The sequence below is a fragment of the Paenibacillus sp. FSL P2-0089 genome, assembly GCF_038595095.1.
Lineage (GTDB): Bacteria > Bacillota > Bacilli > Paenibacillales > Paenibacillaceae > Paenibacillus_AQ > Paenibacillus_AQ silagei.
In genome coordinates, this window is the sequence record NZ_CP152006.1 from 6,349,645 (window position 1) to 6,373,511 (window position 23,867).

The window sequence follows — 23,867 nt, forward strand, 5'->3', positions numbered from 1 at the left end:
TAATTTCATTCGTGCTTCTTATATAGCTTAAGCGTCTGGACCTCATAAGGCCGGAAGGACAGCGGAATCACACCGCCGGATGTCTCCACAGAGCCGGTCTTGCTCTCCAGCAGGTTGACCCTGCAGGCGAGGACGTCCTCGTCCTGCCAGTCCAGCGTGGCTGTCTCTCTGCTGCCTGCCGCCTCATACAGCCGGACAATCGTGCCGCTGCCGTCCTCGGCAGGCTTGATCGTGTCGAGCATGACGTGCTGGCTCTGGAAGGCAAGCCAGGCATGGGTGCTTGGATAGCGGCCGGAATGTGCAGCTTCGCTAATGGCCAGCAACGGCTCATTCAGCTCCGCCGCTTCCCGTACCACATCGGCCTGACGCCATTCTCCGCTGTGCGGATAGAGCGAATACGTGAATTCATGCTCCCCCTGGTCGGCATTACGGTCCGGCCAGCGCGGGGAACGCAGCAGCGAGAGCCGAAGCACGCCGTCATGGATGTCATAGCCGTATTTGCAGTCGTTCAGCAGGCTGACGCCATAGCCGCCCTCGGACAGATCAGCCCAGCGGTGTCCGCAGACCTCGAATTGCGCCTGCTCCCAGCTGGTGTTGCGGTGGGTCGGCCGCTCCAGCGCGCCGAACGGGATCTCATACGAAGCCTTCGCGGCCACAATGTCCACCGGAAAAGCGACCTTCAGCAGCTTATGCTGCTCCCTCCAGCTTACGCTGGTGCGGAAATCCACTCTCAGGCTGTTCCGGGGCAATACAATCTCCTGCTCAATCTGTGATTCACCGAGCTGCCAGCGGAACTTCAGCACGGTCTGCACGAGTCCGCTGCTGACCACACAGCGGTCCAGCAGCTTCGCCTTGCCCGCAGGCTGCTGCTCATAACGCGGGTCTATATCCCAGGCATCCCACAGCGGCGGGGTGTCATGATAGAACTGAAGCTGGTTGCCGGTCTGGCCGGGCTGGAGCAGCTCGCGGCCCGCGCTTGTGTCATACCAGCGGCTGATCTCGCCGTCTTCATTGAACTTCAGGATATAATGGTCCGTCTCCCATTGCTCCGGGAAGCCGTCTCCCGCGGCTGAATCAACCTGCCGCTCAAGCCTTACTCCGGCTGGTTCCCCAGCCTCCCGCAGCCAGACCGTCCGGCAGCCGAAGGCCGGGACCTTACGGACCTGCACAGCCAGCGTGTAGCTGTCTCCTCCAGCCTCCGTGTTCCAACACTCACTCGGCAGCAGGCCGTCTTCATCGAAGGCCTGCATAGCAGCCAGCTCAGGACCACCCTCCAGCCGGATGACCTCCGTCCGCTCCCAGCCCAGGCTGTTGAAGACCACATAAGGACGGCCTTCGCCCGAAGTATTCACCCGGCCTGCCAGAGTGTGCAGAGCAGTGTCCAGCACCTGCCCGCCCAGACGGAAGATCTCAGCGTATTCCTCACGCGAGGTTGTATACACCTCCGGGATGGAAGTCCCCGGAATGATATCATGGAACTGGTTGAGCAGCAGTAGCTTCCAGCCCTCGGCCAGCTCCCCGGCGGGCAGCAGACGCTGCACATCCGGCTGATCCGGTTGCTCCAGCTCCAGCGCACCGTCCTTCTGCGCCAGCACACTCCAAATCTCCGCCTGCCGGTACAATATCTCCGCCTTGCGGTTGCTGCGCTTATTGAAGGCATGGGTCGTGAAGGTGCCCCGGTGCAGCTCCAGATAGAGGTCGCCGTGCCACGCCGGAAGCTCCGGCTGACACGCACCGATCTCCGAGAAGAAGGCTTCGGCCGTAGAGAATCCGCTGACCGGCTGGCCCGGCGCGAGATCAGTACGGGCCACATATTCCAGCATCTCATGAGTGACTCCGCCGCCTCCGTCTCCGTGGCCGTAGAGCAGCATCAGCTCATCATGCTCTTCCTTCTGGGCGTAGGCCTCCCAGTGCTCCTGCACATCCTTCGGGTGGGTATGCTCGTTCACCCCATGGTTCTGATAGGCCACAATCTTCGTTCCGTCTATGCCGACCCAATGGAATAAGGTATGCGGGAAGGGATTGGTATCATTCCAGCCCAGCTTGGTGGTCATGAAATAATCGATGCCCGCCTGCTTCAGCAGCTGCGGCAGGGAGGCGCAATAGCCGAAGGTATCCGGCAGCCATTCAATCGTAGAATGCTTGCCGAATTCCTTCATATAAAAGCCCTGGCCGTACAGCATCTGCCGGACCAGCGACTCCCCGCCGGGAATGTTCAGATCCGGCTCTACCCACATGCCTCCGACCAGCTCCCACCGGCCTTCAGCGATCCGCTCCTTGATCCGCCCGTACAGCTCGGGATAATGCTCCTTGGCGAAGGCATAGAGCTGGGGCTGGCTCTGCGAGTACCGGAAGTCCGGGTACTTGTCCATTAGGGTGCAGACGGTGGAGAAGGTCCGGCTGACCTTGCGCACCGTCTCCCGGACCGGCCACAGCCAGGCCACATCAATATGCGACTGGCCGACCATATGCATCGTCCCGGGGTTCAGCCCTGCGGACCGTTCCGCAGCCGCAGCCGACCTTAGCTGCTGTTCCGCCGCAGTCACGGCCTCAGAGTCCAGCAGCAGCTCCTCCTTCATATAGAGCGCGTCCATCACCCGCTCCAGCGCCTTAAAGCTGCGGATGCGGCGCATGTCACCCTCCGGCAGCAGGAGGGCTGCTTCGTGCACGATTCGCACCGTATGCAGCAGGCTGTATACCGGGCGATTGACGCGCACAAGCTTAATTTCAATGCCCGTCAGAGGCGGCTTAATCACTGCCTGCCGGTTCAGCGGGTCCTCCGGCTCAGGCACCGGATCATACAGCTCGATGTCCAGATTCAGCCGTTCACCCGGAGCATAAGACGGCAGCGGAATGAACCAGTGATTGCTGTCCAAGCCATGATACGGCGCTCCGCCCAGCTTCAGGAGGCCTTCCCCGCGTCCCAGATAGAGCAGCGCTGCTTCTTCCGGTCCCCAATCCCCCGGAACCGTAATCTCCCGCTGAAGGAAATACGTAGTACCATACCCGCCATCCAGCCGGGAAATGTTGTACTCCTGATGCAGTTCCTCCTCATGCTCATAGCAGCCCGGAGTGAGGTAACGGGATTTGCGCATCGTCCATTCCGCAAGCTCTATTTTCTCAGCCCACTGCCGCTTGGCCAGCCATCCGGTGAACCGCTCCATTCGCTTCATGACTTAGCCCTCCTCTCTGACCTGGAGCGGCGCGCTCAGATACTCTGCGGAGTGAGGGCCTGCCATCACCGCGAATTCTCCCGGCTCGACGATCCGCGTCAGATCCGCTGATACATATTCCAGCTCCTCCCGGCCTACACGGAACGTTACCGTCTGCGTGTCTCCCGGCTGAAGGCTGATTTTGCGGAAGCCCTTCAGCTGCTTCTCGGGCCGGGTAATGGAGGAGACCAAGTCAGAGATATAGAGCTGTACCACCTCACTGCCCGCCCGGTCACCCCTATTAGTCACATCCACGGAGACAAGCGCTTCTTCATCCGCAGAGATTACAGGAGGTTCCACCTTCAGGTTGCTGTACCCAAATTCAGTGAAGCTAAGACCATAGCCGAAGGGATATTCGGCGTGGAAGTCTGTCTCCAGATACCTTTTGCCTCTCGTCCGCCGCTTATAGTAATACACAGGAAGCTGGCCGACATGCTTCGGAACGCTGATCGTCAGCCGCCCCGAAGGATTCACCTCGCCGAACAGGATATCGGCAATTGCATGTCCGCCCTCCTGGCCCGGATACCACGCCTCCAGAATGGCGTCGGCGTGCTCTACAATCCAAGGCTCGGCAATCGGACGGCCGTTGATATAGACCACAATCAGCGGCTTGCCCAGCTTGTGAAGCTCCTGCGCCAGCTCAAGCTGCACACCCATCAGATTCAATGTGGACCGGTCGATGCCCTCCCCGCTTTCCATATCGCTCCAGGAATGTTCCGTCACGACAGAAGCGCCGGTGAGCAGATCAATCGTCCCCTCACCGAAGTCTCTGGCGCTAGAGCCGCCGATCGCCAGCACCACCGCATCGGCTTCAGCCGCACAGGCCAGCGCAGGGGCGAAGCCTTCGCGGGAATCGCCCTTGATCCGGCAGCCGGGTGCGTACTGGACCTTGTCCGCTTCGCCGCCCAGCGCCTGCCGGATGCCGTCCAGCACGGTAACAATCGCGCCTGCGGGCTGTGGCGAGGTGTAGTCGCCAAGCTGGTTGTACGGCGCATCCGCATTGGGACCGATTACGGCAAGCTTGCGAATCTCCTTGCTTAGCGGCAGCGCTGCGTTCTCATTCTTCAGCATGATGATGCTCTCACCGGCGATACGCCGCGCCAGCTCCCGGTGCTCCGGCTTGCCGATGATTTGCTCTGCCTGCTCAGGATCGGCATAGGGACGGTCGAATAACCCGAGCTTGAACTTCAGCTCCAGAATCCGTGCTGCCGCGCGGTCCAGATCGGATTCCTGCATCCGTCCATGCTCGATCGCGGACGCGATATGCTGCTCGAACATCTCGCCCGACATCTCCATATCGATGCCGGCCAGCAGTGCCTGGGCTACAGCCGTTTCTCCGCTATCTGCGGTGTTATGACCATTCGTCAGCATGCCCAGCGCTCCGCAGTCCGTGATCACGAACCCGTCAAAGCCCCATTGCTCCCGAAGCACATCCTGCAAAAGATAACGGTTCGTCGTACAAGGTACGCCGTCAATCTCGTTGTACGCTGTCATAATGGACAGCGCCCCGGCCTCTACCGCCTTACGGAACGGCAGCAGATCGACCTCATGCAGCTCGCGCAGTCCCATATGCACAGGCGCGGAGTTCCGCCCGCCTTCCGAGCTGCCGTAGGCGGCGAAGTGCTTCAAGGTGGCCAGCACGGAATCCTCCGCGTCCAGCCGTTCCCCCTGCAAGCCCTTCACGGCTTCTACACCCATCGCCGCGATCAGGAACGGATCTTCGCCGAAGGTCTCCTCCGTCCGGCCCCAGCGCGGATCACGCACCACATCAAGCACCGGCGAGTAGGTCGCCGCTCCGCCTTGGCTGCGGGTCTCGAGCGCCACCACCCGGCACATCTCCCGGTACAGCTCCGGGTTCCACATGCTGCCCAGCGCAAGCGGCACCGGAAATACAGTGGCGCCGATAGCCATATGCCCGTGGGAGCATTCTTCCCCGAACAGAATCGGTATCCCGAGCCTGCTCTCCTTCATCGCGTAAGCCTGAATTGCATTAACAGCCTCCGCCCCCTCCTTCGGGGACAGGCCGGTCTCCAGCGTGACCCCGGTCCACGGGTCGGCACGCAGCGTCCCATACAGGGAGCCGACGCCTCCGGCAGCAACCTGGCGCTTGAAGGCTTCCGTCATGCCTGTGGTTCCGTCCGCGTGCTTCTCATAGCACTGCCAGCCGAAAGGCTGGACTAATTGTCCAGCCTTCTCTCCAATCGTCATGCGCTGCAGCAGGTCCTGTACCCGATCCGCCACAGATTGTGTTTTATCCTTATAGATCATTTTTACAGCACCTTTCTGCCGGGCCTGATTTAGTTGGTTTTCCAGCGGTCATAGGCAGCCTGGTTAATCTCGGCTACACGTTCTCCGCCCATCTTCTTGACAGTGGCCACATAGTTATCCCAGCCGGTCAGCGGCTCGGCTCCGGTAATGAATTTCGCTTCCATCTGCTTCACATAGGTGCTCAGGTCCGAATTCAGACTGCTGATTTCCGTCTGCTCTTCCACCGTGAGGAACAGGGCCGGGAATGGAATCCGCGCGCCTTTATCCAGCAGCTTCTGCTTCGTCTCCTGCTCTACCCAGAGGTCGAAGTCTGTCTTCAGCCCCTTGTTAATGTCATCCATGGACAAGGTTGGGGCAGGAATACCGTAGTTCGGCGTCAGGGTGGCCCGGAAATCCTCCATTTCCTTGCCGTCCGGTACAGGCAGATATTGCTTCACGCGGTTCTCTTTGTCAGTGTACTCCCAGAGCGTACCCTCCGGCCCTTTGTTGAAGAACAGAGCGCCTTCATAGGAATAGAGGTAATCTACCCAGCGCAGTGAGGCTTCCGGTGCAGGATTGCTGTTCGTAATGGCGAATGCGCCTGTCGTAATTCCTCTGTTCTTGGCAATCGCCGGAGCGGACACCGATTCACTGCGCACCGGGGCGAACATCGGATCTGACGTGGACGGCTCTCCACCCTTCGTCATATAAGCGTGCCAGTCGGAAAAGAGCGCCACGCGGTTATTCTGCGCCTTGGCCTTCTTCTGCTCCGCTGTCTGTGAGAAGCTCTCATGATCCAGCAGCTCCTCGGACCACAGGCGGTTCATATACGTCAGGTACTCCTTATAGCCTTCTTCAAGCGGTGTATAGTGGACCTTGTCCGCATCGTCTACATAGATTTCTTCTTCATAGATGCCAAAAGCGCCCAGCAGCCAGGTGCGGATATCGCGGAGGTTCGCGGCCGTTGTCGTCACTGAAGAGATCGGAATTTCATCGGCGGTTCCGTTGCCGTTCGGATCTTCCTCCTTCACGCGCTTCAGGTAGGTGTACAGCTCCTCGGTCGTTTCCGGCAGCTTATCGATGTTCAGCGCCTTCAGGAAGTCGCCGTTATACCACATCGGGTTGCGGTACCAGTGCTGGCTCATTTCCACCACCGGCAGGGAGTAGATATGACCGTCCGGGGCGGTAATCGATTTGCGCACATCCGGGTTCTCTTCCAGCAGCGCCTTGAAGTTCGGGGCATACTCTTCGATCAGGTCCTCCAGCGGGATCAGAATCCCCTGTTCGCCGTAATTCATCTGCTCGGCAGTCGTCAGACCGGCCGCGTAGAAGATATCAGGGTAATCGCCGCTGGCGAACACCAGATTCTTTTTGGTATCGAAGCTGTCCTTCGGCGCATTTTTATATTCCATCGTAATCCCGGTCTTCTCCTTCATCTGCTGGAGCACCGGCATGTTCTCCCAGTTCTGGATGCCCACATCCGGGGCCATCATGGACAGAGTGATCGGCTCACTCACAATCGGGAAGCCCTCTTTGTTCACTGTAGCCTCTCCGGTACCCTTGTCCGTTTTACCTTCATTTGCCCCCGAGCTCCCGCAGCCTGCCAGCAGTCCAACAATCACAGCCGATGACAGCAGAATCTTCCATGGTTTACGTGTGATCTGCATTAATAATTCCTCCCTTAGGTTCATTACATTTTAACCTTTAGCCTTTCACAGAGCCAATCATGACCCCTTGGACAAAATAACGCTGCAGGAACGGGTAGACCGCTACAATCGGCAGTGTCGACACAACGATAACTCCGTATTTGACCAGCGAGGCTGTCTCTGCCTTATTATTCATGGCCATAGCTACCTCGCCGTTGATCGCAGCGCCTGTAGTTTCGGCCGACATCTCCTGCAGGACCAGGATCTGGCGCAGCACCATCTGCAGCGGATATTTGGCTTCATCGTTCAAGTAGATCAGGGACGGGAAGTAACTGTTCCAGTGTCCAACCCCGTAGAACAAGGCCATCACGGCGACAATCGGCGCAGACAGCGGCAGGATGATGCGGATGAACAGCTTCAGATTCGTACAGCCGTCAATGTGGGCCGCTTCCTGTAGTTCTTTTGGAATGGTGGACTGGAAAAAGGTGCGGGCGACCACGATGTTCCACACCGATGCGGCCACCGGCAGGATCAACGCCCCCATGCTGTTAATGAGGCCAAGGTTCTTGACGAGCAGATACGTCGGCACCAGCCCGCCGCTGAAGAACATCGTGAACAGAATGAGGCCCATGAACAGCTGGCGTCCGACAAAATCAGACCGGCTGAGCGCATACGCAGCAGGCAGTGTAACCGCCAGATTAAGCAACGTGCCCACCGCTGTGTAGATGATGGTATTGAGATATCCGTTCCAGATCTTCGGGTTCTCGAACACCAGCTTGTAGCCGTCCAGCGTCACATTCTTCGGGAACAGCCACATGGCGCCCGAATTGACATCCTGCGGCGAACTGATGGACGCGCTCAGGATGTAGATCAGCGGATAGAGGACCACTACCAGCGCAAGGCACAGATAGATGTAGGTGCTGATCAGAAACAGCTTATCTCCCCTGGATTCTTTCATCGCAGTAACCATAGACTTCAACTCCTTTCTACCAGAGGCTGTTCTCACTGGTGCGTTTGGCAATCCGGTTCACGGTAACGAGCAGTATTACATTGACTACCGAGTTGAACAATCCGACAGCTGTCGAGAAGCTGTATTGGGCGTTCACCAGACCGGCGCGGTAGACATAGGTGGATATGACATCGGAGGCTTCCATGTTGAGCGAATTCTGCAGCAGCAGGATTTTCTCGAAGCCCAGGCCCAGAATGTTACCCATGTTCAGAATCAGCATGATCGTAATCGTGGGTATAATCGTCGGCAGATTGATATGCAGCACCCGCTTGATCCGGCTCGCTCCATCCACGATGGCCGCTTCATGCAGCTGTGGATCTACGCCGGACAGCGCTGCGAGATAGATAATCGTCCCCCACCCGGTGCTCTGCCAGACGCCTGAGAAGACGTATACCGTCTTGAACCAGGCCGGGTCGGTCAGGAACTGTGCGGGCTGGAAGCCCAGGAATTCAATCGCCCGGACAATCATTCCGCTGGAGGGCGACAGGAAGGTAATAATCATCCCCGCCATGACGACCACTGAAATGAAATGCGGCGCATAGGTAACCGTCTGGACCGACTTCTTGAACGGGCCGTTGCGGACCTCATTGAAGGCCAGGGCCAGAATGATCGGCAGCGGGAACCCGATGGCAAGCTCATAGAAGCTGATGCTGAATGTGTTCCACAGCAGATCCCAGAAGAAATAAGAATTGAAGAACCGTTCGAAATGGTCGAAGCCTACCCAGTCGCTGCCCGTAATTCCTTTAGAAGGTACGAAGTTTTTGAAGGCAATCTGAATGCCGTACATCGGACCATAATGAAAGATGAAGAAATACAGTAACGCGGGAAGCATGAACAGATAGAGCTCCCAATTCTGCCAGATTCGTTTGCCAAGGGACTTGTTCCCCTTCATTCTCCCACTCCTCTCTATGTTAGTTTTCATTACACATAAATCTGTATCCGCTTCGCATTCTTGCAATGGCCTTGCCTGCTAACGCTTACATCCCAAATTGTAGTGAAACTAAGCTGACACCGTAAATATGTAGGTTGTGCATTGTCATGTTAACGGAGTGTAAAACCGCGCTGTTACGGGGCTTACGGGCTTAATAGCTTGTATGTGCCGCCGCTGGCTGTCTGCCGTAAATGTGTGAATTATGAACCCTTCTCCCCCCTGCAAAAGTTACATATTGTGATCCCCGGGCAGGTATGCAAACATTTGCTACGAATGCCGACACTACAACACCCTACTGAAGATATAGGAGGTTTCTGTCATGACCCGTACAACTGCCCACCTGATCTCACACACCCACTGGGACCGGGAATGGTATATGCCTTATGAGCGTCACCATGTGCTGCTGGCGAAGCTGATGAACGAGCTGCTGGAGACGCTGGAGCAGGACGAGCGCTACCGGTATTTCCACCTGGACGGACAGACCATTATTATTGAAGATTATTTGCAGGTGCATCCTGAGAAAAGAGAGCAATTGGAGCGGTTCATCCGCGAAGGCCGGATTGTCATCGGTCCCTGGTATGTGCTCCAGGATGAATTCCTGACCAGCTCCGAGGCCAATGTGCGCAATCTGCTGATCGGCCATCAGGACGCCGCGAAATATGGCGTGATCTCGAAGCTCGGGTACTTCCCCGATTCCTTCGGCAATATGGGACAAGCCCCGCAGCTGCTCAAGCAGGCTGACATCGAGACTGCGGTGTTCGGCCGCGGCGTGAAGCCGACAGGCTTCGATAACATGGTCGGCGAGCTGAACAGCACCAGCTATGAGTCGCCATACTCGGAGATGTACTGGGAATCCCCGGATGGCTCAGCCCTGCTTGGACTACTGTTTGCGAACTGGTACAGCAACGGCAATGAGGTGCCTGTAGATGCTGAGGATGCCAAGGTCTTCTGGGACCGAAAAATCGCGGATGCCGGCAAATATGCCTCCACCCCGGAGCTGCTGTTCATGAACGGCTGTGATCATCAGCCGGTGCAGCGTGATCTCGCGGATGCGCTGGAGACAGCCCGGAAGCTCTACCCGGACACGGACTTCGTCCATTCCAGCTTCGAGCAATACTTGAAGGCGCTGGCCCCTTCGCTGCCCGAGGATCTGGTTACCGTGCACGGCGAGCTGCGCAGCCAGCATACGGACGGCTGGGGGACGCTGGTGAATACCGCTTCCGCCCGTGTCTATCTGAAGCAGCTTAACCAGCAGGGCCAGACGCTGCTGGAGAAGGGCGCCGAGCCGCTGGCGGCACTCGCTTATCTGGTCAGCGGGCAGGCCTACCCCCATGCCCTGCTGACCTACGCCTGGAAGACTCTGATGCAGAACCACCCGCATGACAGCATCTGCGGCTGCAGTGTGGATGAGGTTCACCGGGAGATGATCAGCCGCTTCGAGAAGAGCCGCCATGTTGGCGAAGCTATTATTGAAGAGAGTCTGAAGGCGGTATCCGCACAGATCGGAACCGGGAAGGTTGCGGCCTGGGGCGAATCGGCCCGGCCAGTGACGGTGTTCAATACTACCGGCTGGGAGCGCAGCGGAACAGTTAGCGTGGAGGTGATCTTCGCCAAACGTTATTTCAAGGAAGGGCCGAATCCGGCGGCGATTGCCGAAGCGCTGGATCAGCTTACGCTTGAGCTTGCGAACGGACGGCTGCTCGACGCTGAAGGGCAGACTGTGGCTTGCCGGGCGGAGGATCTGGGCACCCGGTTCGGCTATGAGCTGCCGGACGACCAGTTCCGCAAGCCTTATATGGCTCGGATGGTCCGGCTGACCTTCGAGGCTGCACAGGTGCCGCCGCTAGGCTACAGCACCTACGCCTGGGTAGAGTCGGCGGATGAGTCCGCCGGGACTGCTGCTGAAGGTCCGCTTAAGCTGCTGGAACGTGGGATGGAGAATGAATTCCTGGCCGTTCAGATCCGCGAGGACGGTTCTTACGATGTGGCTGACAAGCGGACGGGCCGCAGCTTCACCGGACTCGGCGTCTATGAGAACTGCGGCGATATCGGGAATGAATACGTGTTCCGCCAGCCCGAGGGCGATGCTGCACTGACGACCAAGGGCCTTGCCGCCCGGATCTCGCTGGCTGAGCATAAGCCTTACCGCATCACGTATGAAATCGTGCATGAATGGGCGATTCCCGCTTCCGCCGATGCTTCGTTCGAAGATGAGAAGCGCAGAATGGTGCCGTTCCGGCAACGTAAGGCCGGACGCTCTGCGGAGCAGGTACCACTGCGGATCGTGACCCGGATCAGCCTGGAGACCAGCGGGACCGGCGTTCAGATCTCTGCCACGTTCAATAATCAGGCTAAGGACCACCGGCTGCGTGTGCTTGTCCCTACCGGGCTGGCGGCTTCCACCCTGCGGGCCGATTCTATCTTTGAAGCTGCTGAACGCGAGATTGAGCCGGCAGCGGACTGGATCAATCCGAGCAATGCCCAGCACCAGCAGGCTTATGTCAGCGTGTCAGACGGCCGCGCCGGACTGCTGGTGGCCAACCAAGGGCTGAACGAATACGAGGTGCTGCGGGACGGCAGCAATACGATTGCTGTCACCCTGCTGCGCAGCGTATCGGAGCTTGGTGACTGGGGCGTGTTCCCTACACCGGAAGCCCAGTGCCTTGGTGAGCAGACCGTAGAGTTCGCGGTCCGTCCCTTTGCCGGGGATGCGGAATGGACGGAGGCTTGTGCCTGGGCCTATCAGTACCAGGTGCCTTGGTTCGCGGTCCAGACCGGCTGGCAGGAGGGCTCCCTCCCTGCGGTCTATCAGCCGCTGGAGTGGCAGGGCCGCACCCTGGCGCTGTCGGCCTTCAAAATGTCCGCAGACCATGAGGACATCATCCTGCGCTGGTACAATCTGGCGGGCGCGGAGCAGGAGCTCGCGCTGACGCCGCATTTTCCGGTGAAGGCTGTCCATGCCAGTGATATTCTGGAACGGCGCAAACAGCGGGAAGTCCTGGATGAAGGTACTCTCCGCCGCTCTGTCGGTAAAGCTCAAATCGTCACCTATGCCCTGCAAACCGTACAACCCTAAATTGACTATGCCAGGAGGAGTTACACCATGAATCTGCCAGCTTCCATTACCGCCTATCTGAATGAGGCCGATGAACGGCTAGCGCATCACCCGAAACTGCAGCAGTTGTTCCGCAACTGCTTCCCGAACACTCTGGAGACTACAACCAAGCTGCTGGATGACGGCACGACCTTCGTGTTCACCGGCGATATTCCGGCCATGTGGCTGCGCGATTCGACGGAGCAGGTGCGGCATTATATTCCTTTTGCCAAAAACGACCCTGAATTGCAGCGGATTCTCCGCGGCCTGATTGCCCGCCAGATGTTCTATGTGAATATTGATCCGTACACCAATGCCTTCAACGAGACGGCAAATGACAAGCATTACCGGGACACGGACGACTGCAACCTGAACCCGTGGATGTGGGAACGCAAATATGAGCTGGACTCCCTCTGCTTCGTCGTTCAGCTCGCTTATATGTACTGGAAGGAAGCGGAGCAGACCGATATCTTCGATGCCGCCTGCTACCAGGCGCTGACCTCCATCGTGAACACGATCGAGACCGAGCAGCACCACGGGGAGAAATCCCCTTACCATTTCATCCGCCAGACGCTCCAGGATACGGAGACGCTGCACAATAACGGACGCGGGATGCCGGTCAACTACACGGGGATGAGCTGGTCGGGCTTCCGTCCGAGCGATGACAGCTGCGAATTCGGCTACAATATTCCCTCGAATATGTTCGCTGTGGTCATTCTGGGGTATATCAGCGAGATAGCGAGCGAGGTCTACCAGGATGAACGGCTGGCAGCGAGAGCGGCGAAGCTGCGCAAGGAGATCGACTTCGGCATCCGTACCTATGGCATCGTGACCCATCCGAAATACGGCAGAATCTACGCCTATGAGACGGACGGCTACGGCAATTACTCACTGATGGACGATGCTGGTACTCCAGGGCTGATCTCTATTCCTTACATTGGTTACGTGGGCGTAGAGGATGAGATCTATCAGAACACCCGCCGGTTCGCGCTCAGCTTCGATAACCCGTTCTATTTCGAGGGCAAGCACGCCAAAGGCATCGGCAGTCCGCATACACCGGGCGGATATGTCTGGCATATGGCGCTCTCCATGCAGGCGCTGACGGCGGATAACGATGAGGAGATCAAGGAGCTGATCGATATGCTGATCCGGACCGATGCCGATACAGGCTACATGCACGAGGGCTTCCACCCGGATAACCCGGCCGACTTCTCGCGCGAATGGTTCGCCTGGTCCAACAGCCTGTTCGCTACGCTGATCGGTAAGGCGATGGATAAGGGGCTGGTTTAGGGGATTGGTCTAGGGGGGCTGGTCAAGAGCATGGCAGCCTCGTCATCCGCGCGGACTCTAACTGTAGTTTGTACAACTAAAATGGCGCAGAATCCGGCTTGAATCGGTTTAGTTGCAGTTTGTACAGCTATAATTCCCTACTTTCCACAAAAGACGGCTAACCGCTGTTTTTAATTGTACGGAATACAGTTAAACCACTAAATCGGAGGTTTCAGCACAGTTTAGGTGTATGGAATACAATTAAGCATACGCTCCAAGGTAGCCGCCTGCTCGAATAAGCGGGTAAGATCGCCATATCCCCAGGAGAACCCTAAGCGGATAGCTTATCCTGCAACAAGCAAGTGGAATAACGTATCTTAATTCGCCCATTGGGCTGGAGTTACCGGCAACAGGTGGACAAACAGCAACTAATATAATTAGTTTATGCTACTTTGGATGAATCGGGAGAATTTAAGTGTTGTTTATCCAATTGCTGGTTCGGCAGCGCTCATTCACTCAACAGCAGGTGGAGGAAATCCATCTATTATACTTCTCTCAGCAGAAAACGGCTGCGGCTCCTTAACATCAAGGAGGCCGCAGCCGTTTCTATGTGTTTAACTCACCTCAGCTTAGTAGCCGCTCTGGCTCTGCTCGCCCTTGGCAATCGCTACGCCGCCGCTGGTGCCGATCCGGCTGGCGCCTGCGCCGATCATCACGAGCGCGTCTTCCGCGCTGCGGACACCGCCGGAGGCCTTCACGCCGATCTCAGGGCCGACGGTCGCCCGCATCAGAGCGATATCTTCCTTCGTTGCCCCGCCGGTCGAGAAGCCGGTTGAGGTCTTCACGAAGTCTGCGCCCGCTTCTACAGCAAGCTTGCAGGCACGGACCTTCTCCTCTTCAGTCAGCAGGCAGGCTTCAATAATAACCTTGGTCAGCGCTTTGCCGCGCGCGGCTTCGACTACTGCAACCATATCGCGCTTCACCAGCTCGTCATTGCCGTCCTTCAAAGCGCCGATATTAATGACCATATCCACCTCACCGGCACCATTCGCAATGGCATCCTTCGTCTCAAAAGCTTTCGTCTCAGGCGTCGATGCCCCCAGCGGGAAGCCGATTACTGTACATACCTTCACTTCCGGGGTATCCTTCAGCACGGCATGCGCCGTAGCCACCCAGGCCGGATTTACGCACACAGAGGCGAATTTGTAGGCTTTGGCCTCTTCGGCAAGCTTGATAATATCGTCTTTCCGGGCATCCGCCTTCAGCAGCGTATGATCAATAATCCCGGATATTGTAGTTTCACTCATGTTCAATTCCTCCATATAATCGGTAATAGATGTTCACATCCCTTGTATCATACCAATAGTCGGACGCTTTTGAAAGCTGGAGGGCATAACCGCTGCTAATCCTGTATCCGCTCCGGGCAGTATAGATCAAGCGCACCGAACCCTTAGCCCTATACATTCACCTGCCGGATGGCCTCCCGCAGATCGCCTGTACTCGCGCTGACGCTCAGCGAAGCCTCGTAGACTTCTTTGATTCGCGCCAATTGCAAATCAGTCAGCTCACGGATCTCCCGGGTCTGCTCCGAGACCTCTCCGGCAATATCGGCCATGCTGCCCACCGCTGCCGCAACCTCCTCCGAGCCGGCGGAGAGCTGCTCGGCGGTCGCCGACACATCAATGATCTGTCCGGCTACCTCACGGAAGGCAGTGGAAGCCTCCAGCAGAGCAGCCTCCGCTTCGGCTGACATCCGCACCCCTTCCTTCACTTCAGCGGACGCTTCCGTCATCTGAACCCCGATGCTTGCCGAAGCCTGGCTGATGTGCAGCAGCAGCTCGGTCACCCGCTCGGCCGAGGCTGCGGAGCCTTCCGCCAGCTTGCGTACTTCACCGGCTACGACAGTGAAGCCTCTGCCGTGCTCCCCCGCACGCGCCGCCTCAATGGAAGCATTCAACGCCAGCAGCTTCGTCTGATCCGCAGACTGCCTGATCGCAGCCAGCGCACCTTCAATCTCATCCGTGTACCCTTGCAGCCGCAGCACAATATCCAGCGTCTCCCCGGTGGATACAGAGATCGATTTCATCTGCTGATTGGTGTGGTTCATCGCCGTCTGTGACGCCTCTGCAATGTCCAGCGCCTTGACTGCGAATTCCGAGACCGCAGCCGAGGCCTCCGAGATGCGCGAGATGCCCAGCGCCATCTCATCCATGGCTACTGCGCTGCTCTGAGCGCCTTCCGTCTGCGAGTTAGCCCCGGCATGGATATTGCTGATTCTGCCGCTCACCGTCTCACTCATCTTCAGCACATCATCGGCATTCCTGGCGAAGGTCTCGGAGGAGCCGTAGAGACTGTCAGATGCGGTAGACACCCCGGATACCATCCCTTTCACTCTGGTATTCAGATCCCCTGACATCTGGAGCATCGCCTGATAAGCCCTGCCAATCTCATCCCGGGAGTTGACCGGACGGGCATGCAGGATACGGGCTGCCCCGGCGAGATCCCCTTCAGCCATCGTGCCCGCACTTTCTGTAATCGTCACCAGCGGACGCAAGGACCGGGAGACGAACCAGGCCAGCACCGCGAGTGCGCCCAGAGACAGAGCTAGAATAATACTATAGAGCGGCAGGCTCTCCATCAGCACATCACGGGTCAGCGTACTCAGCACAGCAACATCGGTATCAATGCCCAGCGCCCCGACCAGCTTCCCGCCGCTGTCCTTCATAGGAACGAATGCTGAGATATAATCCCCGTATTCGGGATTGCTGATCAGCGGCGTGCTGGCATTCTCTCCGGCAAGCACAGCTGTAACTGCGGCCGCTGGCATATCAGTACTCTCATTAATCCCCGAAGCCAGCGGGTCTCCCTCCGGCCTGCCGTCAATCATCAGCTGCGGCTGGCGGGCATCATCAATCCGCACAAAATATACATAACGGGCACCAATCGACTTCCGGAACTGATCCAGTTCATTGCGGAGCGACCAATACAGGTCCGACTCCTGCGGATCGGCCAGGAATTCACTGTAGCGCCCGGCATCAATCTGCGTCACATAATGGCTGGCAATACTCATGTTGTAGCTGCTGATCGTCCCTTTGACCGCTGATCCGGTGTTCACCCACTGAATGGCGGCATTGCCTGCTGTAATGCAGAGAATCACTACGGTCATAACACAGAGAATGCGGGCAATCAGTCTGGTTCGGATAAAAGAAAACATGGAGGCCTTCCCTTTCGCGCATCACAATTGCGTGGTTATAGTAGGGCCATCCGAAGAAGCAATGACAAATGTCCCTCTACCGGAAAATTTCGACAAACTTTTCAAAAACCCTTTTCCAAAGACGGCGTAGACGATTAAAATTTGTAGGATGAATCCTTTACATTATTATATTGTCAAAAAAAGACTGCTTCTGAAGCCTAATCGCTCCAAAAACAGCCTTCTGTCCTTGATCCGTCAATGGCCGCCCGAAGACGACAATCCAACCCGCTGCACCAGCCGGGCACTTTCTTCATTTAGACCCGTGAGAGTGACCTTAGTACCCAATGCCGCGTATTTGTCCATCGTCTTGGCAATGGCCCCCACTGCCGACTGATCCCACACATGGGAACGGCTGAAATCGATAATGACCTGCGCCGGATCACTGTCATACATGAATTCATTCACGAAATGGCTCGTGGTTCCAAAGAACAGCTGGCCCGATACCCGATAAGTCGTTACAGATGCCGTAGTATGAACATTCAGCTGAAGGGAAGCGATTTTCCAGGCAAAAGACAAAGCACTCAGCAGCACGCCGAACAGCACGCCGATCGACAGGTTATCGGTAGCTACTACTGTAACCACAGTGACCACCATGACCAGGGCATCGCTTAGCGGAACTCTCCGCAAGGAGGTCAGGGACTTCCATTCAAAGGTGCTGATGCAGACCATAATCATTACACCGACCAGTGCGCCCATAGGAATCTGCTTAACAACATCACCCAGCACAAGAATCAGGAACAATAGGAAGATCCCGGAGACAAAAGTGGACAAGCGTGTCCGTCCGCCCGATTTCATATTGACCATCGACTGGCCGATCATCGCACAGCCAGCCATGCCTCCGAAGAAGCCGGTCACGATGTTGGCCAGCCCCTGCCCCTTCGCTTCCCGGTTCTTGTCGCTGCCGGTGCCTGTGATATCATCAATCAGCGTGGCTGTCATCAGCGATTCCAGTAATCCGACGACCGCGAGTGAGAGCGAATACGGCAGTATAATCAGCAGTGTATCCAGCGTCAAGGGAAGGCTCGGCAGATGGAATACCGGCAGCGCTGAAGTAATAGTCCCCATATCGCCCACGGTTCTTACATCCAGACCCAGCACAATGCTGAGGACCGAGACTACGACAATGGCGACCAGCGCCGATGGCACCGCCTTGGTGATCCGGGGAACCGTATAGATGATGACCAGCGTAAGAGCCACAAGTGCGTACATGATCCAGCCCTGTCCCTCAAAATGCACGAGCTGAGCCATAAAGATCAGAATCGCCAGCGCGTTGACAAAGCCGGTCATGACCGGCTGCGGCAGGAAGGTGATGAACCGGCCCAGCTTCAGCAGCCCCATCACAATCTGCAGGATGCCAGCCAGCACCGTAGCCGCGAACAGATACTCAATGCCGTGCGACAGCACCAGACTGCCGACCAGCAGCGCCATCGCTCCTGTCGCCGCCGAGATCATCCCCGGCCGCCCGCCGGCGAAGGCTGTTACAATAGCGATACAGAAGGAGGCGTACAAACCAACCATAGGGCTTACGCCAGCAAGGATGGAGAAAGCAATCGCTTCAGGAATTAAGGCAATAGCCACGGTCATGCCCGATAAAATATCACTCCGTGTGTTGGAGAACCAACCGTTGTTGTATGAGACGATTTGCTTCAAAATTTCAGTTCCTCCTGTTACCTGAATTCACCCTGTTTCACTTAACGGTATAATCCGGAGGCCTTCACCTCATTGAAGAAGGTGTTGAACTCCTCAATATTAAGCTGCTGCGCCGCATCAGACAAGGCTGTAGCCGGATCAGGATGCACCTCCACCATAATACCGTCGGCTCCGGCAGCAAGCGCAGCCTTGGCACACGGGATCAGAATGTCCTTGCGTCCGGTGGAATGGGTGACATCGACCAGCACCGGCAGATGGCATTCCTGCTTAAGAATCGGCACCGCCGAGATATCCAGCGTATTGCGCGTCGACCGCTCATAGGTGCGGATACCGCGTTCAATCAGCATAATCTCCATATTGCCGCGGGACATAATATATTCTGCCGCATGGACGAATTCATCCAACGTGGCGGATAGTCCGCGCTTCAGCAGCACCGGCTTGTTCACTTCCCCTACCGCCTTAAGCAGCTCGAAGTTGTGCATGTTCCGCGCGCCGACCTGAATGACATCCACATAATCCAGCGCTTCTTCAATATGCCGGGGATCGACAATCTCACTGATCGTCAGCAGCCCGTATTCATTCGCCGCTTCACGCAGAATCCGCAGCCCATCCATGCCCAGTCCCTGGAAATCATAAGGGGAGGTCCGGGGCTTGAAGGCGCCGCCGCGCATAACCTTGACGCCCGCCTTCTGCAGGGCCGCAGCCACCGTACGGGTCTGCAGCTCGCTCTCCACCGAACATGGGCCAGCTACCATCAGGGAGGATAACCCGCCTACTGTAACGCCGCCCGGCAGCTCAATAACTGTATCCTCCGCATGGTCTTTACGCGCTACCAGCAGGGTCTTCTTATGCTCCGTACTTTGCAGATCAAGCGAAGCTGAGAAAATCTGCTTGAACAGCGTACGGATGGTTCCATTCGTGAACGGCCCCTTATTGCCTGCGACCATTTTCTCCAGCATCGCCTTCTCCCGTTCAGGATCGAACTTCGGCACGCCTTGCTTCTCTTTGAGCACCCCAATCTTCTGAACGATTCCGGCACGCTCCGAGATCAGCTCCAGCAGCTGACCGTTAATCTCATCCAATCTTGCTCTCAGATCATCCAATTCCACATTACTCATTCCAAGACACTCCTTTGTGTAGTTAATAGTTAAAGCTATGAACGAACGCAAAAAGACCCCCCGCCGCAAGGGACGAGGAGCCGTGGTACCACCCTTATTTAGAACTGAATCCTGCTGACGCATCAGCACATGACGGCATACCTGAAGGATACCGGCCAGTCGATTCATTCTGTCTTACATCCGTTAACGCAGGAAGCGGGCCACCCTACCCATAACTGCTGCAGCAGTGTACTTCAGGGACCGACTCGGAAGTGAACTTCGGCACTAAGCGTCTAATGGGGGTGCTCTCAGTCTCCGGCACGCCTTCCCTGTTAAAATACGCTATGAAGTGCTTACTCTCTTCGTCATTGTCATTACAAGGTATATCGGTGCTGCTTATGCACCAGTTTCTGCTATCTTAATCAAAAAGACTTCCATATGCAAGACATCACAGCACTGCATTGCAGCTTTAACTCAGCATTGTGATTATTTTATGAAGAGAGGTCTGCTTATTCCTGTTCCGCAAAAAATTTCCCGATTACTTTGGCAATGCTGTCGCTTCTCAGCGGCTTGCTGATATACTCATCCATCCCTGCTTCAAGGCATAGCTCCCGGTCGCCCTTGAGCGCGTTGGCCGTCACTGCAACAATGACCGGCTGCTGGTCTGCCGGCTGCTCTGCCCTAATGGCAGCTGTGGCCTCCAGGCCGTTCATCCCGGGCATCTGCACATCCATGAAGATCAGATCATAGCCATGCCGGGCCGTCATATCGACCGCCTGCCGCCCATCCTCGGCCACATCGACGGCGAAGCCGCGCTTCTCCAGGATTTTGCGCAGGACGATCTGGTTGATCACATTGTCCTCGGCTACCAGAATATGCAGGGACCGGCCTTCGGATTGCGGCTCCGGCAGGTTCCCCTCCGGCCCGTCAGCCGGAAGCGACTGCGCTTGCGTCCGGAGGACCACGGTGAACACAAAGGTCGCCCCCTGCCCGGCTGCTGTATCCAGATAGATCTCTCCGCCCATCCGCTCGACCAATTGCTTGCTGATCGCCAGCCCCAGACCGGTGCCTTCACCCTGGCGGCCCCTGAAATGCTCCATCTGATAGAACGGCTCGAACAAGCGGCTGCGGGCCTCCTCGGGAATCCCGCTCCCCGTATCCGCCACGGTGAACTGGAGCGTTACACCTGCCAGGCCATCGGCAATGCGCTTCACGCTTACCTTTACCCCGCCGGTACAGGTGAATTTGACGGCATTGCCGGCCAGATTGAGCAGCACCTGCTTCAGCCGCTCCCCGTCCCCGATCAGCCGCTGCGGCACATCCGGCTCCGTCTCCACGCTGAGGGTCAGCCCTTTGCGCTCCGCCTTGAGCTGAAGCAGCTCCAGTGCGGAATCCATACAGTGCTGGAGGATGAACGGCTCGTCTTGGAGTGAGATTTTGCCTGCCTCAATCTTGGAGAGATCGAGAATGTCGTTGATGATATTCAGCAGGGATTCACCGCTCTGGCGGATAATCTCCAGGAACTCCCGCTGCTGCGAACCCGGCTCACTGCTCTCCAGCAGCAGGTCGGTCATCCCGATCACCCCGTTCATCGGAGTACGGATTTCATGGCTCATCATAGCCAGGAACTCACTTTTGGCGCGGTTCGTATTCTCTGCGGTCTCCTTGGCAATCAGCAGCTTCTTCTGCTCGGTAATATCCTTGACGATAATATAAAAGCCTACGGTAGACTGGTTGATAATAATCGGCGCAAGGGTAGTCAGGACCTCCACAGAATGCCCGTCCTTATGCCAGATCAGGTTGATATCCTGTCCCACGGAGCCGCTCCGCCGGCGGGGACCGAGTACATTCTGCAGCTGCCGCTCGCCGATGATCCGGCTGACACTCATGCCCACTATCTCAGAGATCGTATACCCCGTCAGCCTTACCGCCTGTTCATTCCCGTTAATAATATGGCCTTCCAGGTCCAGCGATATGATCGCGTCATGATTATATTTCTTTAGCGAGGTATAACGCTCGACCGATTCCTGAAGCTTCTGCTCCACAATCTTGCGCCGGGTCACATCGCGGCCGACAGCCAGCACCCCGCGCTCCCCGCCGTCTTCCACCGTTCTCAGAGAGAATTCAATCCAGATATATTGGCCGTTCGCATGTAATATCCGCAGCTGGACATCAGGCGAGTCAGCCATCTGCTGCGCACTGATTAAGGCCAGATCCTTAGGATGAACCAGTCTGCTGTTATCCCGGCCGATCAGCTCCTCCGGTCTATACCCGAGCACCTCCTCCACAGAAGGGGAGCAGTAGCGGCAGACTGAACCGGGCGCAGCATAGTACACAATGTCCCTGATGTTGCCGGCAATCAGCTGGTACAGCCGCTCAGACGTCCCGGGAAGTGCCTCCACCCGTGCTTCAAGCGGCCTTCCAGCCAAGTGAACGATATAATACAGCCCCTCTCCCGTCGAAGGCTCGCTCACCCTCGCCACATGCAGCAGCACCGGAACCGCAGAGCCATCCGCATGGCGCAGCTTAATTTCGGCTTCAAAAAAAGGGGCTGCTCCTGTCCTGAGGCTCCCCATCCTGTAACTATGTATGTGCAGGCTATCTTCATCCCAGAACGCTTGGAAGCTGCGTCCCAGCAACTGCTCTTCGGAATATCCGAGCAAGAGGGTTACCGCCGGATTCACTTTCATCCATTCTTCAGCCATGGAGAGAAAGGCTACTCCGGCAGTTCCTGTCTTAAATGCCTGTTCAAATGGAGAAGACGTCTCCGTATGCTGCCCTAGCATAAGATCCACCGCCCGTTTGTGAAGTATTAGATGCAATTCCTTTATATTAAATCTGCAATATAAATATCTTGCATAATCGGGCGAAAGTCAAATCATTATGTCGAATACAGACAATTCCTTATTCAGCGGATTACAGCAGCCCGTGAACCCGCCGCCAGACAGAGATCTCCCCAGCTCCCCACCTTAATGAATCCCCTGTTGCTATTTCAAGCTAAATCTTCTGCAGGTCTTCTCCGTAGAGCAGCCTCTTCACGGTTTCGGTGAACGCTTTAACCTGAAAGGGCTTGGTGATATATTCGGCAAAGCCCTTCTTCCGGGCCTTCTCAATATCCGAGCTTTGCGCAAACGCACTCGTCGCCAGCACCGGAATATGACAAGTTGCCTGATCCTGCTGCAGTATTTCCAGAGCTTCATACCCGTTAAGTCCGGGAAGCCCGATGTCCAGGATAATCAGATCCGGCAGAGCTTCCCGCGCTATTTGCAGTCCAAGCTCTGCCGTTTCAGCCTTCAGCAGCAATACGGAGGGCAGATTTCTTTTGAAGATATGGTGTACTAAGGCCATATTGAGCTGATTATCTTCTACATATAATACCGTCCACTTACACTCCTCCATCCAGCTTATCCTCCTAAAAAGTCTCAGCACCCCTAACGGCAGATGGGCAGAAAATAAAAAAACCGAAGAAAGGGACGATTCCCCCTTCTTCGGCTCATGTTCGGCTCATTTGCATGTCCGACTCATTTCCACCTCATATATGGTTAGACTTTAGTGAAAAGTATAGGCTATCACGCTGGTATCTTTGTCGAAATCCCAATCCACATAAATATCCGCCAGCTCTTTGCCGAGCATCTGGGCTATAGTGGTGGTATCATCCAAATAACGCTTCTCCATCTTGCGCTTGGTAGTCTTAAGCGTATTCTCATAGCCGAGGCCAATCAATTCCTTCTCCAAAGGAATCATGATGCCTTCACGCTTAATAATCAGAATGCGGGGTCCCAGCCACCAGGAGTCTGTATGGACCGGTTCCTTTTGGACCTTCCTGGTCACCTCGTTAATCTGGGTATGGACTTCTTCGCGCCCGGCATAATCATCAATCGGTACGTCGTCATTCTTGATGAGCGCCACGATCATCCCCGATGCGTTATGAATGCCCCAATCATAAAAAAGCTCGCCGACCTCAATAGCCAGGCTCTCCTTCAGGTACGCTGCAAGCTCGGGAAGCAGGGACTTCATCAGAAGCTCCCGTGTATAACGAAACGCCTGTTCTTCTTCCTTATTCAATAAAAACCTCTCCACAGGTCCGATGAAATTACGGATATGCAGTGCTATACATTGCTCCCCGATAGAGGCATGTATCGATTCAGGTCCCTTCCCGAAGCGTTCCCGCAGTAGCCTTCCTGTGAAACTGGAAAGTTGGCTAGTAAGTTCTGTAATGCTCATTCAATTTCCTCCAGCATAATATTGTAGTGTCTATGTGTAGATTTGGGGAGACGCTCCGCCTGCTGAAGAAACGGTTCGTTCAACTTAGTATAATCGGTAGCCGCCCAGTTAGTATATATTAAAATAATTTATATTTTTCTGCAGCAGCTTAGCCTGCTTCTATATGTATCGGCGTGCTCCTAGTATTACCCAAATTATGTCATATTACTTAGACACGGCCGAAACGTACAAGAAC

At 56.2% G+C, this 23,867-nt stretch carries 14 protein-coding genes; 2 read left to right on the top strand and 12 right to left on the bottom strand.

The features are described 5' to 3' along the window. Nucleotides 1-5 precede the first annotated feature (5 nt). From NST69_RS26740 to NST69_RS26760, 5 genes are read right to left on the bottom strand one after another with little or no spacing between them, the layout of a single operon-like run. Nucleotides 6-3,173, bottom strand: a complete 3,168-nt coding sequence (locus tag NST69_RS26740) for an alpha-mannosidase (protein WP_339311643.1) — start codon at nt 3,171-3,173, stop codon at nt 6-8. Between the two features lie 3 nt (nt 3,174-3,176). Next, nucleotides 3,177-5,480, bottom strand: a complete 2,304-nt coding sequence (locus NST69_RS26745; RefSeq protein ID WP_342547560.1) for a glycoside hydrolase family 3 N-terminal domain-containing protein — start codon at nt 5,478-5,480, stop codon at nt 3,177-3,179. Between the two features lie 29 nt (nt 5,481-5,509). Then, nucleotides 5,510-7,126, bottom strand: coding sequence for an extracellular solute-binding protein (locus NST69_RS26750; RefSeq protein WP_339311645.1), 1,617 nt, complete (start codon nt 7,124-7,126; stop codon nt 5,510-5,512). A gap of 37 nt (nt 7,127-7,163) precedes the next feature. After that, nucleotides 7,164-8,075 carry a carbohydrate ABC transporter permease gene (locus tag NST69_RS26755; protein WP_036694906.1) on the bottom strand — a complete coding sequence of 304 codons (912 nt, stop codon included), beginning with the start codon at nt 8,073-8,075 and terminating at the stop codon, nt 7,164-7,166. Nucleotides 8,076-8,091: 16 nt separating this feature from the next. Then, nucleotides 8,092-9,006, bottom strand: a complete 915-nt coding sequence (locus NST69_RS26760; protein WP_235192024.1) for an ABC transporter permease subunit — start codon at nt 9,004-9,006, stop codon at nt 8,092-8,094. 358 nt (nt 9,007-9,364) lie between these two features. Here NST69_RS26760 and NST69_RS26765 point away from each other — a divergent pair, with 358 nt between their 5' ends. After that, complete coding sequence (locus tag NST69_RS26765; RefSeq protein WP_339311646.1) at nt 9,365-12,121, top strand: alpha-mannosidase; 2,757 nt, start codon at nt 9,365-9,367, stop codon at nt 12,119-12,121. Between the two features lie 27 nt (nt 12,122-12,148). Further along, complete coding sequence (locus NST69_RS26770; protein ID WP_342547561.1) at nt 12,149-13,429, top strand: glycoside hydrolase family 125 protein; 1,281 nt, start codon at nt 12,149-12,151, stop codon at nt 13,427-13,429. A 608-nt stretch (nt 13,430-14,037) separates the two neighbouring features. Here NST69_RS26770 and deoC read toward each other — a convergent pair. The 7 genes from deoC to NST69_RS26805 form a co-directional block, all read right to left on the bottom strand. Beyond that, nucleotides 14,038-14,715, bottom strand: coding sequence for a deoxyribose-phosphate aldolase (gene deoC, locus NST69_RS26775; RefSeq protein ID WP_339311648.1), 678 nt, complete (start codon nt 14,713-14,715; stop codon nt 14,038-14,040). A 149-nt stretch (nt 14,716-14,864) separates the two neighbouring features. Further along, entirely contained in the window at nt 14,865-16,622 is a 1,758-nt protein-coding gene (locus tag NST69_RS26780; RefSeq protein WP_342547562.1) for a methyl-accepting chemotaxis protein, read from the bottom strand. A 234-nt stretch (nt 16,623-16,856) separates the two neighbouring features. Then, nucleotides 16,857-18,314 (bottom strand): SulP family inorganic anion transporter, encoded by a 1,458-nt coding sequence (locus NST69_RS26785; protein ID WP_036730417.1) that lies wholly within the window; start codon nt 18,312-18,314, stop codon nt 16,857-16,859. A gap of 38 nt (nt 18,315-18,352) precedes the next feature. Further along, nucleotides 18,353-19,429, bottom strand: a complete 1,077-nt coding sequence (locus NST69_RS26790; RefSeq protein ID WP_342547563.1) for a bifunctional 3-deoxy-7-phosphoheptulonate synthase/chorismate mutase — start codon at nt 19,427-19,429, stop codon at nt 18,353-18,355. Between the two features lie 488 nt (nt 19,430-19,917). Further along, nucleotides 19,918-22,194, bottom strand: coding sequence for a PAS domain S-box protein (locus NST69_RS26795; protein WP_342547564.1), 2,277 nt, complete (start codon nt 22,192-22,194; stop codon nt 19,918-19,920). A 211-nt stretch (nt 22,195-22,405) separates the two neighbouring features. Beyond that, entirely contained in the window at nt 22,406-22,807 is a 402-nt protein-coding gene (locus NST69_RS26800; RefSeq protein WP_076084640.1) for a response regulator, read from the bottom strand. Between the two features lie 150 nt (nt 22,808-22,957). Continuing rightward, nucleotides 22,958-23,632: a Na-translocating system protein MpsC family protein gene (locus NST69_RS26805; protein ID WP_076084642.1), complete on the bottom strand. Its 675-nt coding sequence runs from the start codon at nt 23,630-23,632 to the stop codon at nt 22,958-22,960. Nucleotides 23,633-23,867 lie beyond the last annotated feature (235 nt).

What these genes read in the sequence shown, in the direction of transcription:
- NST69_RS26805 (WP_076084642.1), bottom strand. Translation starts at nt 23,632, where the DNA reads ATGAGCATTACAGAACTTACTAGCCAACTTTCCAGTTTCACAGGAAGG.
- NST69_RS26800 (WP_076084640.1), bottom strand. Translation starts at nt 22,807, where the DNA reads ATGGAGGAGTGTAAGTGGACGGTATTATATGTAGAAGATAATCAGCTC.
- NST69_RS26780 (WP_342547562.1), bottom strand. Translation starts at nt 16,622, where the DNA reads ATGTTTTCTTTTATCCGAACCAGACTGATTGCCCGCATTCTCTGTGTT.
- deoC (WP_339311648.1), bottom strand. Translation starts at nt 14,715, where the DNA reads ATGAGTGAAACTACAATATCCGGGATTATTGATCATACGCTGCTGAAG.
- NST69_RS26765 (WP_339311646.1), top strand. Translation starts at nt 9,365, where the DNA reads ATGACCCGTACAACTGCCCACCTGATCTCACACACCCACTGGGACCGG.
- NST69_RS26790 (WP_342547563.1), bottom strand. Translation starts at nt 19,429, where the DNA reads ATGAGTAATGTGGAATTGGATGATCTGAGAGCAAGATTGGATGAGATT.
- NST69_RS26745 (WP_342547560.1), bottom strand. Translation starts at nt 5,480, where the DNA reads ATGATCTATAAGGATAAAACACAATCTGTGGCGGATCGGGTACAGGAC.
- NST69_RS26770 (WP_342547561.1), top strand. Translation starts at nt 12,149, where the DNA reads ATGAATCTGCCAGCTTCCATTACCGCCTATCTGAATGAGGCCGATGAA.
- NST69_RS26750 (WP_339311645.1), bottom strand. Translation starts at nt 7,126, where the DNA reads ATGCAGATCACACGTAAACCATGGAAGATTCTGCTGTCATCGGCTGTG.
- NST69_RS26755 (WP_036694906.1), bottom strand. Translation starts at nt 8,075, where the DNA reads ATGGTTACTGCGATGAAAGAATCCAGGGGAGATAAGCTGTTTCTGATC.
- NST69_RS26740 (WP_339311643.1), bottom strand. Translation starts at nt 3,173, where the DNA reads ATGAAGCGAATGGAGCGGTTCACCGGATGGCTGGCCAAGCGGCAGTGG.
- NST69_RS26795 (WP_342547564.1), bottom strand. Translation starts at nt 22,194, where the DNA reads ATGCTAGGGCAGCATACGGAGACGTCTTCTCCATTTGAACAGGCATTT.
- NST69_RS26760 (WP_235192024.1), bottom strand. Translation starts at nt 9,006, where the DNA reads ATGAAGGGGAACAAGTCCCTTGGCAAACGAATCTGGCAGAATTGGGAG.